Origin of the sequence: Curtobacterium sp. MCSS17_011 (assembly GCF_003224275.1) — a bacterium.
In the GTDB taxonomy this organism is placed as follows: Bacteria; Actinomycetota; Actinomycetes; order Actinomycetales; family Microbacteriaceae; genus Curtobacterium.
Map to the genome: position 1 here is coordinate 157,400 of NZ_QKLE01000006.1, position 17,235 is coordinate 174,634.

Annotated in this window: 15 protein-coding genes; 2 read left to right on the top strand and 13 right to left on the bottom strand. The window is 70.8% G+C overall.

Annotated elements, in window-relative coordinates:
- Positions 1-148: 148 nt before the first annotated feature.
- Positions 149-1,408: a class I SAM-dependent RNA methyltransferase gene (locus DEJ17_RS06930; protein WP_110892700.1), complete on the bottom strand. Its 1,260-nt coding sequence runs from the start codon at positions 1,406-1,408 to the stop codon at positions 149-151.
- 14 nt (positions 1,409-1,422) lie between these two features.
- On the opposite strand from DEJ17_RS06930, the gene DEJ17_RS06935 reads away from it, so the two are divergent.
- Together DEJ17_RS06935 and DEJ17_RS06940 are read left to right on the top strand one after the other, a co-directional pair.
- A complete protein-coding gene (locus tag DEJ17_RS06935; protein ID WP_110892701.1) occupies positions 1,423-2,217 on the top strand; it encodes a nucleoside triphosphate pyrophosphatase in 795 nt (264 codons plus the stop codon).
- A 79-nt stretch (positions 2,218-2,296) separates the two neighbouring features.
- Positions 2,297-4,084 carry a biotin carboxylase N-terminal domain-containing protein gene (locus tag DEJ17_RS06940; protein WP_110892702.1) on the top strand — a complete coding sequence of 596 codons (1,788 nt, stop codon included), beginning with the start codon at positions 2,297-2,299 and terminating at the stop codon, positions 4,082-4,084.
- A gap of 85 nt (positions 4,085-4,169) precedes the next feature.
- On the opposite strand, the gene DEJ17_RS06945 is transcribed toward DEJ17_RS06940, so the two are convergent.
- The 12 genes from DEJ17_RS06945 to DEJ17_RS07000 form a co-directional block, all read right to left on the bottom strand.
- A complete protein-coding gene (locus tag DEJ17_RS06945; RefSeq protein WP_146239660.1) occupies positions 4,170-5,108 on the bottom strand; it encodes a hypothetical protein in 939 nt (312 codons plus the stop codon).
- Positions 5,109-5,285: 177 nt separating this feature from the next.
- The gene (locus tag DEJ17_RS06950; RefSeq protein ID WP_110892704.1) at positions 5,286-6,950 is read right to left on the bottom strand and encodes a phospho-sugar mutase; all 1,665 of its coding nucleotides are present in this window, start codon (positions 6,948-6,950) and stop codon (positions 5,286-5,288) included.
- Positions 6,947-7,789: a purine-nucleoside phosphorylase gene (locus DEJ17_RS06955; protein WP_110892705.1), complete on the bottom strand. Its 843-nt coding sequence runs from the start codon at positions 7,787-7,789 to the stop codon at positions 6,947-6,949. Before DEJ17_RS06955 ends, DEJ17_RS06950 begins: the two co-directional genes overlap by 4 nt.
- 29 nt (positions 7,790-7,818) lie before the next feature.
- Positions 7,819-8,097 carry a PTS sugar transporter subunit IIB gene (locus tag DEJ17_RS06960; RefSeq protein ID WP_110892706.1) on the bottom strand — a complete coding sequence of 93 codons (279 nt, stop codon included), beginning with the start codon at positions 8,095-8,097 and terminating at the stop codon, positions 7,819-7,821.
- Positions 8,094-8,540: a PTS sugar transporter subunit IIA gene (locus DEJ17_RS06965; protein ID WP_110892707.1), complete on the bottom strand. Its 447-nt coding sequence runs from the start codon at positions 8,538-8,540 to the stop codon at positions 8,094-8,096. Before DEJ17_RS06965 ends, DEJ17_RS06960 begins: the two co-directional genes overlap by 4 nt.
- 3 nt (positions 8,541-8,543) lie before the next feature.
- Positions 8,544-9,656: an adenosine deaminase gene (locus DEJ17_RS06970; protein ID WP_110892708.1), complete on the bottom strand. Its 1,113-nt coding sequence runs from the start codon at positions 9,654-9,656 to the stop codon at positions 8,544-8,546.
- 120 nt (positions 9,657-9,776) lie between these two features.
- On the bottom strand, positions 9,777-11,075 hold the full coding sequence (locus DEJ17_RS06975) for a thymidine phosphorylase (protein WP_110892709.1): 1,299 nt from the start codon (positions 11,073-11,075) through the stop codon (positions 9,777-9,779).
- A gap of 1 nt (position 11,076) precedes the next feature.
- The gene (locus DEJ17_RS06980) at positions 11,077-11,559 is read right to left on the bottom strand and encodes a cytidine deaminase (protein ID WP_110892710.1); all 483 of its coding nucleotides are present in this window, start codon (positions 11,557-11,559) and stop codon (positions 11,077-11,079) included.
- A gap of 118 nt (positions 11,560-11,677) precedes the next feature.
- On the bottom strand, positions 11,678-12,967 hold the full coding sequence (locus DEJ17_RS06985; protein ID WP_110892711.1) for an ABC transporter permease: 1,290 nt from the start codon (positions 12,965-12,967) through the stop codon (positions 11,678-11,680).
- Positions 12,964-14,331, bottom strand: coding sequence for an ABC transporter permease (locus tag DEJ17_RS06990; RefSeq protein ID WP_181421094.1), 1,368 nt, complete (start codon positions 14,329-14,331; stop codon positions 12,964-12,966). The genes DEJ17_RS06985 and DEJ17_RS06990 overlap by 4 nt, the downstream gene beginning before the upstream one ends.
- Positions 14,328-15,848, bottom strand: a complete 1,521-nt coding sequence (locus tag DEJ17_RS06995; RefSeq protein ID WP_110892712.1) for an ABC transporter ATP-binding protein — start codon at positions 15,846-15,848, stop codon at positions 14,328-14,330. The genes DEJ17_RS06990 and DEJ17_RS06995 overlap by 4 nt, the downstream gene beginning before the upstream one ends.
- Positions 15,849-16,015: 167 nt before the next feature.
- Positions 16,016-17,080 (bottom strand): BMP family protein, encoded by a 1,065-nt coding sequence (locus tag DEJ17_RS07000; protein WP_110892713.1) that lies wholly within the window; start codon positions 17,078-17,080, stop codon positions 16,016-16,018.
- Between the last annotated feature and the right edge of the window lie 155 nt (positions 17,081-17,235).

Here is a 17,235-nt window from a genome sequence, read left to right on the forward strand (position 1 = left end):
GCGCGACGCCGGCCCCTGAAACCGGAGTGCCATCAACGACCCAGGATACCCAGCCCGGACTCAGGTGCGGGGCTTCTGGACTGCGCCACGCTGGCCGGTCCGCCGATCGGTGGACACCCCGACACGCGAGGGCGTGCGGCCCGGGGCCTCAGCGTGCGGGAACCAGGCGTGCGACGGCTTCCAGGTGGTGGGTGTGCGGGAACAGGTCGAAGGCCCGCAGCGCCTCGAGCCGGTATCCGAGATCGGCGAACGTCGCGACGTCGCGAGCCAGCGCCACCGGGTCGCACGCCACGTAGACGACCTGCTCCGGCTGGAGCGCGGCGATCTGCGCAACCACGTCACGACCGGCACCGGCGCGCGGCGGATCGAGCACGATCGTGCCGGCGCGGAAGCGGTCCTGCTCGGCGCGCGAGGCGTTCGCCACGGTGTTCGTCAGCCAGCGATCGACCCGGCCGGTCTCGGCGCGGGCGCCGAGCCACTCGGACAGGTTCTCCTGCGCGTGCTCGGTGGCACGGCCGGCGCTCTCGACGCTCGTGATGCGCGCCTTCGGTCCGACCAGGTCGCCGAGGGCGGCGGCGAGCAGGCCGACACCGCCGTACAGGTCCAGGTGGGTGCCCTCGGGGTCGAGGCGGTCGCGGTCGACCAGGTCCTGCACGGCCTCGGTGAGCACGGTGGCCGCGGCACGGTGCACCTGCCAGAACCCGTTGTCGTCGACCTGGAACGTGCGCTCCCCCACGACCTCGGTCACCACGGTGGGCTTCTGGTCGTCGATGACGAGCCGTGCCCCCTCGGAACCGCTCGGTGCGAGGACGTCGATGACCGACGAGCCCGGCAGCGCGCCACGGCCGAGCGGGGCGCTCTGCTGCACGACGGCGGTCGCGAGCGGCAGGCCGGTCACCGGGATGACGGAGTGCGAGCGGGCTGCGAACGGGCCGGCGGTGCCCTGCTCGTCGACGTGCAGCCGGACGCGGGTGCGCCAGCCGAGGCCGTTCGCGGCGTCGTCGCCCGGCGCTGCCTCGACGACGACGTCGTGGCCGAGCACCTCGGCGAGGTCCGTCCGTGCGAACCGCGCGAACGAGTCGACGAGGACATCGTGCTTGAGCGTGCGCTGGTGTGCGAGGGCGATGTGACCGAACTCGGCACCACCCGGGCGCGTCTCGGGGTCCCGCTCGAGTGCCGCCTCGGGCCAGACGTGGTGGACGCGGTGCTCGCTCGGCGTCACGACGCTGACCGTGTCGGCCCGCCAGAACGACTTCTTGCGGTCCTCGGTCACCCGGGCGACGACACGCTCCCCGGGGATCGCGTCCGAGACGAAGACCACCCGTCCTTCGTGCCGTGCCACCGAGATGCCGCCGTGGGCGATCCCGGTGACGTCGAGTTCGAGCAGCGTGCCGACGGATTCACCCATGGTGAGATGGTCCCATGCGTCTGTACCTCGCGAGTACATCCCCCGCCCGCCGAGCACTCCTCGCCCAGTCCGGGGTCGATCCCGTGCTCGTGTCCCCCGGGGTCGACGAGGACGCCGTCGGCGCCGCCGCCGCGGCGTCGCTCGGCCGTGCCCTGACCGGGCCGGAGCTCGTCTCGCTCCTGGCCGTCGCGAAGGCGTCCGCAGTCGCCGACTCCGCCGTCGCCGGGTCGCCGGTCGACGGGGTCGTGTTCGGCGGCGACTCGGCCTTCGAGGTCGACGGACAGCTGTACGGCAAGCCGCACGACCCCGCGGTCGCCCGGGAGCGCTGGCGGCAGATGCTCGCCGCTGGCGGCGGGACGCTGTGGAGCGGACACTGCGTGATCGATCGACGACGCGACGACCGACGCCGCGATCCGGACCCGGGCACGGGACGGCCTGGAGGCGCGGCCCCGACCCGGCCCGTGCCTCCCGTCCGGTCCCTGGTCACGTCCACCGCCGGCATCCCGCAGCTGGGTGACGTCGCGCCCGGCGGGTCGGCGCTGGCCGCCGCCGGCGACCGCGTGGTGGCGGTCGACAGCGCGGTGCTGACCTTCGCCGACGACGTGTCCGTCGACGAGATCGACGCGTACGTCGCGACGGGTGAGCCGCTCGAGGTGGCCGGTGCCTTCACCATCGACGGTCGCGCCGCGGCGTACATCACGCGGATCGACGGCGCACCGTCCGCCGTGATCGGGATGTCGCTGCCGGTGCTGCGTTCGATGCTCCTCCGGGGCTTCGGCATTGCCTGGCACGACCTGTGGACACTGTAGACATCCGCACCTGTTCCGGGTGGTTCTTTGTGGGTGCCAGTCAAAACGCACTCCCGCCGCACGAATACGCTGCTGTGTCATGCCCCGTATCAGCAAGGTCCTCATCGCGAACCGCGGCGAGATCGCCGTCCGCATCATCCGCGCGGCCCGCGACGCGGGCAAGGCCTCGGTCGCGGTCTACGCCGATCAGGACCGCGATGCCCTGCACGCCCGCCTCGCCGACGAGGCCTACGCGCTGAACGGCACCACGAGCGCCGACACGTACCTCGTCATCGACAAGATCATTTCGGTCGCCCGCCGCTCCGGCGCGGACGCCGTGCACCCGGGCTACGGGTTCCTCGCCGAGAACGCCGACTTCGCCCGCGCCGTCATCGATGCCGGGCTCGTCTGGATCGGCCCGTCGCCGGAGTCGATCGAGCGCCTCGGCGACAAGGTCTCCGCGCGCCACGTCGCCGAGAAGGTCGGCGCACCGCTCGCCCCCGGCACCATCGAGCCCGTCAAGGACGCCTCCGAGGTCATCGCGTTCGCCGACGAGGTCGGCCTGCCGGTCGCCATCAAGGCGGCGTTCGGCGGCGGCGGCCGTGGCCTGAAGGTCGCACGGACGCGCGACGAGGTCGCCTCGCAGTTCGAGTCCGCCACGCGTGAGGCGATCGCCGCGTTCGGTCGGGGCGAGTGCTTCGTCGAGAAGTACCTGGACAAGCCACGCCACGTCGAGACCCAGTGCCTGGCGGACGAACACGGCAACGTCGTCGTGGTCTCCACCCGCGACTGCTCGCTGCAGCGACGCCACCAGAAGCTCGTCGAGGAAGCGCCGGCGCCCTACCTGACGCCCGAGCAGCAGACCGCGCTGTACGAGTCGTCCAAGGCGATCCTGCGCGAGGTCGGCTACGTCGGTGCCGGCACCTGCGAGTTCCTCATCGGTGCCGACGGCACCGTCTCGTTCCTCGAGGTGAACACCCGCCTGCAGGTTGAGCACTGCGTCTCCGAAGAGGTCACCGGCATCGACCTGGTGCGCGAGCAGTTCCGCATCGCCGAGGGTGGCGTGCTCGACTACTCGGACCCCACACCGCGGGGACACTCGTTCGAGTTCCGCATCAACGGCGAGGACCCGGGGCGCAACTTCTTCCCCGCGCCCGGCCCCGTGCACGCGTTCAACGCGCCGTCCGGCCCCGGTGTCCGTGTCGACTCGGGCGTCGTCTCCGGCGACGTCGTGTCCGGCTCGTTCGACTCGATGCTCGCGAAGCTGATCGTCACCGGCGCCACCCGTGCCGAGGCGCTCGAGCGTTCCCGGCGAGCACTGGCAGAGTTCGAGGTCACCGGTCTGCCGACCGTGCTCCCCTTCCACCGTGCCGTGGTGTCGGACCCGGCCTTCGCGACGGCCGACGACGAGCCGTTCTCGATCTACACGCAGTGGATCGAGACCGACTTCGTCAACGAGATCCCGGCGTGGAGCGGCTCCCCCGAGGAACTGCCGGCCCCGGCTGCGCGCGAGAGCGTCGTCGTCGAGGTGCAGGGCAAGCGCATCGAGGTCACCATGCCGTCGATCGTCGGTGGCGGTGCTGCCGGTGCCGGTCTCGCCGGTCGTCGTCCCGCCGGCCCCTCCGCTCCCCCGAAGCGCCGCTCGTCGGCCGTCCGCGGGGGCCTGGCGAAGTCCGGGTCGTCCGTGGCGTCGCCGATGCAGGCCACCGTGGTGAAGCTCGCGGTCGCCGAGGGAGACACCGTGGTGAAGGGCGACCTGCTCGTCGTGCTCGAGGCCATGAAGATGGAGCAGCCGGTGCAGGCCCACAAGGACGGCGTCGTCACCGGCTTGAACGCTCCGGTCGGTCAGACGGTGTCGTCCGGTCACGTGCTGCTCGAGCTCGCGTAGCGCGGGGGCACTTTCTCTCCCCCGGAACCAGGTTCCGGACACAGCACCGTGCATCTACACGGTGCTGTGTCCGTTCCACGGTGCGTCACCACGTCGGTGTCGTGCGGATCGCCTCTGGGACCGGGAGTCCGGACCTCCGGAGCGTGGACGGAGCATCTCCTCCCGGAAGGACGTCCCGCCAGATCAGCCTGGCGAGACCCCGGACCCCCGGGACTGCACGTACCGCGTCCTCTCGGAACTTCTCCGCGATCACCATTTCGTCTGCCGTCCGCGCGCCGCGAACCTCGCCGGCCCGGTACTTGACGAGTCCGTCGAACTCCACGACCACCCCCTGCTCCGGAAACCAGAAGTCGACCCGCGCGATGCACCGGCCGTCGACGAAGAACTCGTGTTGCAGCTCCGGCAGTGGCAACCCGAGATCGTGCATCACCAACAGCGCGAGGCTCTCTCCGACGGACTCGATCCGGCCGTCCGCGAGCTCGAGGAGCGCTCGGACCCGCTGGGCACCACGGCGTGTCGGTCGCGATTCGAGTTCGGCCAGCAGGTCGTGACGATCGACCCCGCGTCGGAGCACCGCGTCGAGGACGACCAGGGCATGGCCACGGTCGGATCGGAGCGCGACGTCGATGGCCGTGGTCACCAGGTCCGTCGTCACGACCCCGTCGATCAGCACGGTTGCCACGTCCCGACCACGCGCCGGCACCTTGTCGCTGAACCGCAGCCGCTGCGCGCGGTCGCGCGTGGGATCGGTGAGGGCCACGCGATCCGGAAGCGGCCCGAACCAGGGCAGCCCGTGCATGACGACGGCCGACGCGTGCGACACGATCAGCCCTGGACGGGAGGCAGCGAGGACGGCGTCGATCCGGGCACGGTGACGAGCCGCTTCCGACGCATCCCGGAACGCCTGGGCGGGGGTCGAGACGCCGTGGCCGATGCGGAGGAACTCGCCCCGCTCCGTTCTGCGCCGCATGCTGCGAGCCGTTGCGCTGTCCACCGGAGTCGTCATGAGCGTGAGGCGTTCCATGGGGACAGCGTGGCGTCCCGGCGGCCGCTCACGGCGCGATGACCCGGTCACTGTGGAGAATCAGCCGACCCGTCGCCATTGTGGAGCGGTACCGGGCTTACGCGACACTGCGGAATGGACACAGCACCGCGAAAATGCGCGGTGCTGTGTCCGGAACCTGGTTCGGGCGGACGCGCCCTACGACACCAGGGGGCGCACCGAGTCGGCGAGGGCGTCGACCAGGCGCTGGGCCTCTGCCGGGGCGTCCGCGACGGTGTCGATGTAGACCTTCACCTTGGGCTCGGTCCCGCTCGGGCGGACGATCACCCGGGCGTCACCGGACAGGTCGTAGCGCAGGATGTCCGAGGGCGGGAAGCCCGCCACCCCGTCGGCGTAGTCCGTCACCGCGAGCACGTCGAGCCCGCCGAGCGTCGTCGGCGGCGTGGACCGGAGCGACGCCATGATCTCCCCGATGCGCGACAGGTCGTCGACGCGGGTCGCGACCTGCCCCGAAGCGAACGCCCCGAACTCGGCGGCGAAGGCCTCGAGGTGGTCGGCGATGGTCGAGCCCGACGCTGCGAGCTCGTCGGCGAGGGACAGCAGCTCCAGTGCCGCCGAGATGCCGTCCTTGTCGCGCACGACCGACGGGTCGACCAGGTAGCCCAGGGCCTCTTCGTAGCCGAAGAGCAGCTCGGGCACCCGCGAGACCCACTTGAAGCCGGTCAGGGTGTCGCGGTACCCCAGCCCGTGGCGTGCAGCCACCCGGGCCAACGCCGGCGACGAGACGATCGAGGCGGCGAGCGTGCCGGTCGCGCCGGACTCCGATGCCCGTGCGGCGGCTCGCCATCCGAGCAGCCAGCCGACCTCGTTGCCCGACAGCCGACGGTAGGAACCGGATCCGTCCGGGATCGCGAGCGCGAGCCGGTCGGCGTCGGGGTCGTTCGCGATCACGAGGTCCGCGCCGACGGCCAGACCACGGTCGATCGCGAGGTCCATGGCGCCCGGCTCCTCCGGGTTCGGGAACGACACCGTCGGGAACGCTCCGTCCGGCTCGATCTGCTCCGGGACGACCGCTGGCTCGGCGAACCCGGCGGCGGCGAACACCGCGCGTGCGGTCTCCCACCCGACGCCGTGCATCGCCGTGTAGACGACCTTCGGCTGCTCATCGAGACCGAGTGCCGGAGCGGGCACGATCGCGGCAGTGGCGGCCACGTAGGCGTCGAGCAGGCCCGCCGACGCCACGGTGTAGTCCGTGTCGCGCGGCAGCTCCGTCACCGACCCGGCGGCGACGGCGTCGATGGCGTCCGCGATGCGTCCGTCGACGGGCGGCACGATCTGCGAGCCGTCGTCGTCCTGGCCGAGGTAGACCTTGTACCCGTTGTCCCGCGGCGGGTTGTGGCTCGCGGTGACCATGACGCCGGCACCGACGTCGAGGTGCCGGACGGCGAACGCGAGCACCGGTGTCGGCAGGGCCGAGGGCAGCAGGGTCACCTCGAGCCCGAGGCCGCGCATGACCTCGGCCGAGTCGCGCGCGAAGACGTCCGAGTTGACCCGGCCGTCGTACCCGATGACGACGCTGCACGAGCGACCGGTGTCGATGAGGAACCGTGCGAGCCCCGCAGCAGCCTGGGTCACGACGACGCGGTTCATGCGCAGCGGGCCCCAGCCGAGCTCCGCGCGGAGTCCGGCGGTGCCGAACTGCAGCCGACCGTCGAATCGCTCGGCGAGGGTCCGGACAGCGGGACCGTCACCGTCGGCGGCCGCGTCGATCGCCGCAGCCAGCTCGTCGCGGGTCTCGGGGTCGGGGTCCTGTGCCAGCCACGCCCGCGCGGTGCCCAGCACCTGGTCGAGGTCGAGCTTCACGATGCCGGCTGCCCGAGTGCAGCGACCACGCGTGCGAGCAGGTCGGCGATCACCGGCTCGGCCTGCTTGCCGGCCTCGAGCACCTCGGTGTGCGAGAGCGGCGTCTTCTGGATCCCCGCGGCGAGGTTCGTGATGAGCGAGAACCCGAGGACCTCCATGCCGACCTGACGGGCAGCGATCGCCTCGAGCGCCGTGGACATGCCGACGATGTGCCCGCCGATGGTCTTCGCCATCTGGACCTCGGCCGGGGTCTCGTAGTGCGGGCCGCGGAACTGCGTGTAGACGCCCTCGTCGAGGGACGGGTCGACGGACTTCGCGACCGAGCGCAGCCGCGACGAGTACAGGTCGGTGAGGTCGATGAACGTCGCGCCCTCGAGCGGGCTGTCCGCGGTCAGGTTGATGTGGTCGCTGATGAGCACCGGCGTGCCGGGGGTCCAGTGCTCCTTGATGCCGCCGGCACCGTTGGTCAGCACCATGATCGAGGCGCCGGTGGCCGCGGCCGTGCGGACGCTGTGCACGACCCGGCGGACGCCGTGGCCCTCGTAGTAGTGCGTCCGTGCGCCGATGACGAGCGCGTGACGGCCGTCGGCCAGGCGGATGGAGCGGATCGTGCCGGAGTGTCCGGGGACGGCCGAGGCGCTGAACCCGGGGACCAGCTCGGCCGGGATCTCGGACACGGTCTCACCGATGATGTCGGCGGCCTTGCCCCAGCCCGAGCCGAGGGTCAGGGCGATGTCGTGCCGCTCGATGCCGGACTGTTCGGCGATGGCGGCTGCGGCGTCCCGCGCGACCTCGAACGGGTCGGCAGCGGGGTCGTTCAGCGGGTTCTCGGTGCTCATGCCCCAACTCTAAAGGGCGGACTGAGCGCTCAGTGCTCGCCGAGCGCCCGGTCGACCGCCGCCGTGATCTCGCCCTGGTCGAAGTGGTTCTTGATCACGATCACCTCGGCGTAGGTGTCCCCGATCGCCTCGACGAATTCCTGACTCGTCAGGATGACGTTGGCGTCGTCGGACACGTCCCGCACCGACGCGACGTCCGCCGCGACGACCGACGCGGACAGCCCGAGGGCGTCGAGCGCCTTCTCGGCGTTCACCTTGAGGATGCCGCTCGAGCCGATGCCGGCGCCGCAGATGGTCACGATCTTCACGCGGAGACCCCCATGATCGCGCGGACCTCGTCCGCGGTGGTCGCCGCCGCGATCCGTCCGGTGACGGTCGGGTCGTTGAACAGGTTCGCGATCTCGCCGATCGACTCCAGGTGGGTGCCGACCTCGGCCACCGCGAGCCCGAGCACCACACGGACGGGGTCGTTGTGCGGGTGGCCGAACGCCACCGGCGACGCGAGCGTCACGATCGCGAGTCCGTCCCGTACGACGGCACCACCCGGCCGGGCGTGCGCGAAGGCGAGCCCCGGCGAGATCACGATGTACGGCCCGTGCTCTTCGACCATGCCGATCATGGCGTCGGTGTACTCGTCGGTGGTGGCACCCGAAGCGACGAGCCCACCGCCGACCAGGCGCATCGCGTCACGCCACGCAGGCGCGTCCGCACCGAGGAGGACGGCGGTGTCCGGCAGCGGTGGGAGTCCCATGCGTCAGGCCTCCTGGTACCCGGCCGTGATGGTGGCGATGATCTCCTCGCGGTCCTCGAGCGGCAGGAAGGACCCGAGCGCCGCGTTGATCTGGAACGCGGCCAGGTCGTCGAGGTCGTAGCCGAACGTGCCCGCGAGCAGCGCGAGCTCCTTCGACAGCGACGTGCCGCTCATCAGGCGGTTGTCGGTGTTCACCGTGACGCGGAAGCCGAGCTGGTAGAGCACGTCGAACGGGTGGTCGGCGAGGTCGTCGCCCCACGCGGCGATCGCGCCGGTCTGCAGGTTGGACGACGGCGAGACCTCGAGCGGGATCTCGCGGTCACGGACCCACGAGGCGACCTCGCCCAGGGAGGCCAGCGTCGAGCCGTCGCCGGCGTCGGAGAGGGCGACGTCCTCGAAGATGCGGACGCCGTGTCCGAGGCGGAGCGCCCGGCCGTCGACGAGCGCGGACCGGATGGACACGAGCCCGTCGGCCTCGCCCGCGTGCACGGTGACGGGGAACAGTTCGGACGCCAGGTAGTCGAAGGCGGCGCGGTGGTTCGAGGCGGGGAACCCAGCCTCGGCACCGGCGATGTCGAAGCCGACGACCCCGGCGTCACGGTGCCGGACGGCGAGCTCCGCGATCTCGAGCGACCGGTCGGCGTGCCGCATCGCGGTGACGAGCTGGCCGACGCGGATGCGCCCACCGGCGGCGTCGACGGCTTCCTCGATGCCGGCCTGCACGGCCTCCACCGTCTGGTCGAGGGTTAGTCCGCCCTGCAGGTGCTGCTCCGGCGCCCAGCGTACCTCGCCGTAGACGACGCCGTCGGCGACCAGGTCCTCGACGAACTCACGCGCGATCCGGGTGAGCTGCGGTGCGGTCTGCATCACCGACGTGGTGACGTCGAACGTCTTCAGGTACTCCACCAGGGAGCCGGAGTTCGACTGGTCGGCGAACCACTGCCCGAGCTCGGCCGGGTCGGTGGTGGGGAGCGTGACACCCGCCGAGGCCGCGAGCTCGATGATGGTCGCAGGACGCAGGCCGCCGTCGAGGTGGTCGTGCAGCGAGACCTTCGGCAGGTCGTTGATGACCGCCCCGGCGTCGGGCAGGCGGTAGGTCGGGGCGTCGGCGCTCATGCCCCCAGGCTATCGGTGGTCACCGCCGCCGCGCAGGCACCTGTGCACAACCCACAACGGAAGACACTGGAGGCTCCCCACAGGTGTGCAGGGAGCCTCCGGTCGGTCGGGTGGCCGGGTTCAGGACCCGATGCGCTCGCGCACGATCGGCCCACGTGCCGCAGTGGCAGAGTCCGCCGGGCCGATGGTCCACGCACCCTCGAGCGACTCCAGCGCGCGCGAGATCCGCGACGCGTCGTCGGAGTGCAGCGTCCAGAGCGGCTGCCCCTCGGTCACGGTGTCCCCCGGCTTGGCGTGGAGCTCGATGCCCGCACCTGCCTGCACCGGGTCCTGCGCGCGGGCACGACCGGCCCCGAGCCGCCAGGCAGAGACGCCGAACGGCAGCGCGTCCTGCTGCGTGAGGACCCCCGACGTCGGAGCGGTGACGACGTGCTGTTCGCGGGCCACGGGCAACGCGGCGGACGGGTCCCCGCCCTGCGCCTCGATCATCCGACGCCAGGTGTCCATGGCGCGGCCGTCCGCGAGCGCCGCGGCGGGGTCGGCGTCGGGCAGTCCGGCCAGCGTGAGCATCTCGGTCGCGAGCGCCACGGTCAGCTCGACGACGTCGGCGGGGCCTCCGCCGGCGAGCACCTCGACCGACTCCCGCACCTCGAGGGCGTTGCCGATCGTCAGCCCGAGCGGGACCTCCATGTCGGTCAGCAGGGCCGAGGTCGCGACCCCGGCGTCGTTGCCGAGGTCGACCATGGTCTGTGCGAGCTCCCTGGACGCCTCGTACGTCGGCATGAACGCGCCGGACCCGAACTTGACGTCGAGCACGAGCGCGCCGGTGCCCTCGGCGATCTTCTTCGACATGATGCTCGACGCGATGAGCGGGATGCACTCGACGGTGCCGGTGATGTCGCGGAGCGCGTAGAGCTTCTTGTCCGCGGGGGCGAGCCCGGACCCGGCGGCGCAGATGACCGCGCCGACGTCCTGCAGCACCTGCATCATCCGGTCGTTCGAGATGGACGCCTGCCACCCGGGGATCGACTCGAGCTTGTCGAGCGTGCCGCCGGTGTGGCCGAGCCCGCGGCCGGAGAGCTGCGGCACCGCGACGCCGAACGACGCCACCAGGGGCGCGAGCGGCAGGGTGATCTTGTCACCGACGCCGCCGGTGGAGTGCTTGTCGACCGTCGTCTTGCCGAGCGACGAGAACGACATCCGCTCCCCCGACGCGATCATCGCGAGCGTGAGGTCCTTGATCTCACGCCGCTCCATCCCGTTCAGGAAGATCGCCATCGCCATCGCGGCCATCTGCGGGTCCTCGACGTACCCGCGGGTGTACGCGTCGACGAGCCAGTCGACCTCGGCGGTGCTCAGGGCCCCGCCGGAGCGCTTCGTGCGGATGAGGTCGACGGTGTCGAACGGCTCGACGGCCATGTCAGTGCTCCTGCTGGTAGGTGGCGAGGGTCCGGGGCCCGAAGGCGTCCGGCAGGACCTCGTCGATGGTGCGGATTCCCGAGAGCGTCTCGAGGAGCATGCCCTCGGTCGAGTGCTCGAACAGCAGCTGGCGGCAGCGGCCGCACGGCATCAGGGTCGCCCCGTCGCCGTCGACGCACGTGAACGCGACGAGCTTGCCGCCGCCGGTCATGTGCAGCTGCGACACGAGGGAGCACTCCGCGCAGAGCGTCACCCCGTAGCTCGCGTTCTCGATGTTGCAGCCGGAGACGATCCGGCCGTCGTCGGTGAGCGCCGCGGCGCCCACCGGGAACGACGAGTACGGCGCGTAGGCGCGCCGCATCGCGGCCGTGGCGGCGGTCCGCAGGGCGCCCCAGTCCACGTCGTCGACCGGGAGGCCCGTGGCGGCGTCCGTCGGGTCGGTGGCGGTGACCGCCTGGTCACCCGCAGCGTGCGTGTCGGTCATGTGTCGTGCCTCCAGGCCGGTGGTTGGTCTGCAAGACACCGGTGTTCGTCGAACGCACACCCGCGAACCGCGGTCCAACGCGCGAACACCGGTGTCTTGCGGAAGGGAACGTGCCCCGTCAGCTCTTGATGTAGGGCTTGCCGGACGCGGCGGGGCCGCGCGACTGCCCGACCAGGCCGGCCACGGCGAAGATCGTCACCACGTACGGCAGCATCAGCAGGAACTCGCTCGGTACGGGTGAGTCGATCGCTCCGAGCGTGTTCTGCAGGTTCGATGCGAAGCCGAACAGCAGCGCCGCGAGCGTCGCCTTGATCGGGTCCCACCGGCCGAAGATGACGGCGGCCAGCGCGATGTAGCCGGCGCCCGCGGTCATGTCCTTGGTGAACGGCCCGACCGCGTCGAGCGTGAAGTACGCGCCCCCGAGTCCGGCGATGGCACCGGCCAGCGAGACGTTCCAGAACCGGGTGCTCGTGACGTTGATGCCCACCGTGTCGGCGGCCTGCGGGTGCTCGCCGACCGCGCGGAGCCGCAGGCCCCAGCGGCTCTTGAACAGACCGAAGGTGACGACGGCCACGGCGATGTAGGCCAGGTAGACGACGACCGTCTGCTCGAAGAACACCGGACCGATGACCGGGATCTGGTGCAGCAGCGGGATCTCGACCTTCGGGAACCGGATGCCGATGTTCAGGGTCTCCTCGTTCGGGGAGAGCACCTGCGAGTACAGGAAGCCGGTCAGGCCGGAGATGAACGCGTTGATGACGACACCGACGATGACCTGGTCGACCAGGTACTTGATGCTGAACGCCGCGAGGACGAACGACACGAGCATGCCGGCGACGAGCGCGGCGACGAGCCCGACCCAGGGCGACCCGGTGATCGACGCGACCATCGCGGAGCTGAACGCACCGGCGAGAAACTGCCCCTCGATCGCGATGTTCACCACGCCGACCCGCTCGGAGATGACGCCGCCGAGGGCACCGAACACGAGCGGGACGCTCAGGCTCAGCGCACCGAGCAGCAGACCGGGGATCGGCAGGGACGCACCGGCAGCGGCCCAGGTCAGGAACCCGATGACGAAGACGACCGCGAACACCGACGTGACCCACAGCGGGACCCGGCGGAGCGCCCGCGTCTCGATGAACGCGTACACGGTCAGGATCGCGAGCAGGACGATGACGACGATGCCCGTCCCGAGCGCGGGCAGCGGCACGTTCGGCAGCGCGAAGAAGTCACCGGCGTTCGCGAGGCGGAACGTGGTGGTGCCGGAGCGCGGCAGCAGGCCGAAGAGCACGATCGCGATGAGCGTGAACACGCCGTACCCGATCGGGAGCTTCCAGCTCCTGGTGGTCTCGACCGGACGGTCCGCGAGCGGCGACGCGGGGGCCGCGGTGGGGCTGATGGTGCTCATGCGGCGACCGCCTTCTTGCTGGTCTTGCTCGTCTTCGTGCGCTTGCGTGCACCCGGCTGCGGGATCCGGAAGATCGCGCGGACGAGCGGCGGCGCCGCGATGAAGAGGACGATGAGGGCCTGGATGACCCCGACGATGTCGATCGGGATGCCGTTGGCGGCCTGCATGGCGTAGCCACCGTTCTTCAGCACGCCGAACAGGATGGCCGCCCAGAAGACGCCCCAGGGCTTGGAGCGGCCGAGCAGGGCCACAGTGATGGCGTCGAAGCCGATGCCGGCGTCGATGCCCGAGGTGAAGCCCGAGGTGACGGCGCCCTGCACCTGGTAGGCGCCGGCGATGCCCACGAGCGCGCCGGAGATCAGCATCACCCAGATGGTCAGCGACGGGACGCTCATGCCGGCCACGCGGGCGGCACGGGGGTTCTCACCGATCGTGCGGAACCGGAATCCGAGCGACGACTTGTTGACGAGCCACCAGACGACGACGACCGCGATGATCGCGACGACGAACCCGAGGTCCACGCCGTACCGCACGCCGAAGAGCTGCGGCAGCAGGGCGCTCTCCTTGGTGGCGGGCGAGATCGGGTTGCTGCTGCCGGGAGCCTGCAGCAGGCCCGGGGTGCGGAGCAGGTAGCTGACCAGGTAGAGCGCGACGTAGTTGAGCATGATCGTGACGACCACCTCGTTCGCACCCGTCCGGGCCTTGAGCACCCCGACGATGCCGCCCCAGACCGCGCCGCCGACGATGCCGGCGAGGATCGTGAGCGGGATGTGGATCGCGGCGGGCCCGTCGAACGAGAACCCGACCCACCCGGCGGCCGCGGCCCCCATCAGGATCTGGCCCTGGCCGCCGATGTTGAACAGCCCGGCGCGGAACGACAGCGCGATCCCGAGCCCGGCGGCGATGAGCGGCACCGAGTAGTCGACGGAGCGCGTGAGCGGCCCGATCGCCTGCTGGAAGGACTCCGCGCCGAAGTTGAACACCGAGCCCTGGAACAGCGAGGCGTAGGCACCACCGACCGCGGTGCCGATCGCCTGGAGCATGTCCGTCGGGCGGGCGAAGAAGTACCCGGCGGTGGCACGGACGTTCTCGTCCGTCACCGCGATGAGGATGCCGCAGGCGACCAGCGCCAGGACGACGGCGAGGACCGTGACGAGCACGGAGCCGTTCAGGATGCCCTGCAGCGCGGCCTGCCAGCGGTCACCACCGGCGCCGTTGCGGCGCTCGGTGTCCTCTGCCGAGTCCGTCATCAGGTGCGGGGTCGACTCGACCTCCTGCAGACGGTCGTCGGTGAGCGGGGCGTCCGCGGTACCGTTCGCAGCCGGGGTCGGCTGCTGCGTGTTGTCTGGTTCCTGCGCGGTCACGCGGCCAGCTCCGTTCCTTCGGGGATCTCCCCGGCCATCATGAGGCCGAGGACGTCGCGGGGGGTGGTCGCGGGGACGATGCCGACGATGCCGCCGCGGTACATCACGGCGATGCGGTCGGCCAGGGCGACGACCTCGTCGAGCTCGGTGGAGACGACGATGACCGGCACACCGGTGTCGCGGGTGGCGACGATGCGCTTGTGCACGAACTCGATCGAACCGACGTCGATGCCGCGGGTGGGCTGCGCGGCGACGAAGAGCCGCAGTTCACGGCTCAGCTCGCGCGCCAGGACGATCTTCTGCTGGTTGCCACCGGACAGCCGACCGGCCGCGGTGGTGCGGCCCGGCGTGCGGATGTCGAACTCGGCGATCTTCTCGTCGGCGAACGCGTCGCGCTCCGCCGACCGGATCGTGCCGGCGCGGACGAACTCGGCGTGGTCGGCGCGGTCGAGCATCAGGTTCTCGGCGATGGTGAACTCGCCGACCAGGCCGTCCTCCTTGCGGTCCTCGGGGACGAAGCCGACGCCCGCGTCGAGCACCTGCTTGACGCTCCGGCCGGTGAGTTCCTTGCCGTCCAGGGTGATCCGGCCGGCGTGGGCGGGCTCGAGGCCCATGATCGCCTCGGTGAGCTCGGTCTGCCCGTTGCCCTGCACCCCGGCGATCGCCAGGACCTCGCCGCGACGCACCGTGAAGGAGACGTCGTCGACGAGCACGATGCCGGACGGGTCGGTGACGGTGAGGTGCTCGACGACCAGGGCGTCGGTGCCACCGGTCGAGGGCTCCTTGTCGACCACGAGCGAGACGGCACGACCGACCATCAGCGCGGCCAGCTCGTTGTTGGTGGCGGTCGGCGAGGCCTCACCGACGACCTTGCCGAGACGGATGACCGTGATGCGGTCGGCGACCTCGCGCACCTCGCGGAGCTTGTGGGTGATGAAGACGATCGCGGTGCCGGCTTCGCGGAGCTGGCGCATGATGCCCATCAGCTCGTCGGTCTCCTGCGGGGTGAGGACGGCCGTCGGCTCGTCGAACACCAGCACGGAGGCGTCGCGGGACAGCGCCTTGATGATCTCGACGCGCTGCTGCACGCCGACGGGCAGGTCCTCGACCTTGGCGTCGGGGTCGACGTCGAACCCGAAGCGGTCGGAGATCTCCTGCACGCGCTTGCGGGCACCGGCCAGGTCGAGTCGCCCGCCGAAGGTGGTCTGCTCCTGCCCCAGCATCACGTTCTCGGCGACCGTGAACACGGGCACGAGCATGAAGTGCTGGTGCACCATGCCGATGCCGGCGCGCATGGCGTCACCGGGGCCGTCGAAGTCCTGCACCACGTCGTCGAGCAGGATCTCGCCCTCGTCGGCGTCGTACAGGCCGTACAGGACGTTCATCAGGGTGGACTTGCCGGCGCCGTTCTCACCCAGGAGGCAGTGGACCTCACCCGGCTCGACGGTGAGCGAGATGTGGTCGTTGGCGACCAGGGCGCCGAACCGCTTGGTGATGCCGCGGAGTTCGAGCTTCATGTTCGGGAGTCTATTTCTGTCTCGCGCGCGCCACGCGGGCGCACGGTGTCGCGTGCACCCCGCGGATGCACGATGTGGTGTGCGCCGCCGGGCGCACGATGTGGTGTGCGCCACCCGGGCGCACGAGAACGCGGGCGAGGGATGCTCCCCCGCCCGCGTTCATCGGGTCAGGACTGGGTCTTGACCTTGATCGAGCCGTCGATGATGCCGGCCTTCACGTCGTCGAGCTCGCCCTGCAGGCCCTTGTCGACCTTGGACTCGAAGTCGTGGAACGGCGCGATGCCGACGCCGTCGTTCTCGAGGGTGCCCACGTACGGGTCCTTCGAGAACTTGTCGTCAGCCGCCTGCTCGACGACGTCCTTCACGGCCGGGCGCATGCCCTTCTCGACCGAGGTGAAGGCGATGTCCTTGTACCGGGGGTCGGCCTCGTAGAGGTCGCTGTCCGCACCGATCAGGACGGAACCGTTGTCGGCGTCCTTGATCGCCTCGGCAGCAGACTGGTAGATCGGGCCACCGACGGGCAGGATCACGTCGGCGTCCTGGTCGAGGAGCGTCTGCGCGACCGACTTGGCCTGCGTGCCGGCCTCGAAGCCGCCGGTGAAGGAACCCTTGCCGGTGTCGACGTTCCAGCCGACGACCTTGACGTCCTTGTCCTTCTGCTCGTTGTAGTACTTCACGCCGTCCGCGAAGCCGTCCATGAAGATGGTGACGGTCGGGATCTGCATGCCGCCGAAGGTGCCGACGACGCCGGTCTTCGAGTAGGACGCCGCCGCGTAGCCGGCGAGGAACGCCGCCTGCGAGGTGTCGAACGTGATCGGCTTGACGTTCTTGGCGTCGATCGAGTTGTCGTCGATGATCGCGAAGTCGGTGTCGGGGTTCGCCGCGGCCTGCTTCTTCGTGGCGTCGGCCAGGTTGAAGCCGACGGTCACGACGAGGTTGCAGTTCTGGCCGATGAGCTGCTCGATGTTCGAGTCGTAGACGGTGGCGTCCTTCGACTCGGCCTCCTTGTAGGTGGCACCGAGTTCCTTGGCGGCGTCCTTCATGCCCTCGTAGCCGAGCTGGTTGAACGACTTGTCGTCGAACCCACCGGCGTCGGAGACCATGCAGGGGCGGAAGTCGGTCTTCTTCGCCGAGTCGGTGGTGGACGGCGCCGAGGCGCAGCCGGCCAGGACGGCGACGGTGCCGGCGAGCGCGAGGCCGCTGAGGACGACCTGTCGGGTACGAGATGTCACGGGTTGGTTCCTCCGGGGAGCGTGCCCGGACCACGTGCGTTCCGGGCGATCGTGGCGACAGTACACGACCGTCGGGCCGGTACAGGACCCGTTGCGGGGGTCGTGCGGATCGGTTACGGGATCGCGACCCCGCCGAAACGCGCCCGTAACGCAGG

What these genes read in the sequence shown, in the direction of transcription:
- DEJ17_RS06945 (WP_146239660.1), bottom strand. Translation starts at nt 5,108, where the DNA reads ATGGAACGCCTCACGCTCATGACGACTCCGGTGGACAGCGCAACGGCT.
- DEJ17_RS06985 (WP_110892711.1), bottom strand. Translation starts at nt 12,967, where the DNA reads ATGAGCACCATCAGCCCCACCGCGGCCCCCGCGTCGCCGCTCGCGGAC.
- DEJ17_RS06975 (WP_110892709.1), bottom strand. Translation starts at nt 11,075, where the DNA reads ATGGCCGTCGAGCCGTTCGACACCGTCGACCTCATCCGCACGAAGCGC.
- DEJ17_RS06965 (WP_110892707.1), bottom strand. Translation starts at nt 8,540, where the DNA reads ATGGGACTCCCACCGCTGCCGGACACCGCCGTCCTCCTCGGTGCGGAC.
- DEJ17_RS06970 (WP_110892708.1), bottom strand. Translation starts at nt 9,656, where the DNA reads ATGAGCGCCGACGCCCCGACCTACCGCCTGCCCGACGCCGGGGCGGTC.
- DEJ17_RS06980 (WP_110892710.1), bottom strand. Translation starts at nt 11,559, where the DNA reads ATGACCGACACGCACGCTGCGGGTGACCAGGCGGTCACCGCCACCGAC.
- DEJ17_RS06995 (WP_110892712.1), bottom strand. Translation starts at nt 15,848, where the DNA reads ATGAAGCTCGAACTCCGCGGCATCACCAAGCGGTTCGGCGCCCTGGTC.
- DEJ17_RS06940 (WP_110892702.1), top strand. Translation starts at nt 2,297, where the DNA reads ATGCCCCGTATCAGCAAGGTCCTCATCGCGAACCGCGGCGAGATCGCC.
- DEJ17_RS06935 (WP_110892701.1), top strand. Translation starts at nt 1,423, where the DNA reads ATGCGTCTGTACCTCGCGAGTACATCCCCCGCCCGCCGAGCACTCCTC.
- DEJ17_RS06955 (WP_110892705.1), bottom strand. Translation starts at nt 7,789, where the DNA reads ATGAGCACCGAGAACCCGCTGAACGACCCCGCTGCCGACCCGTTCGAG.
- DEJ17_RS06930 (WP_110892700.1), bottom strand. Translation starts at nt 1,408, where the DNA reads ATGGGTGAATCCGTCGGCACGCTGCTCGAACTCGACGTCACCGGGATC.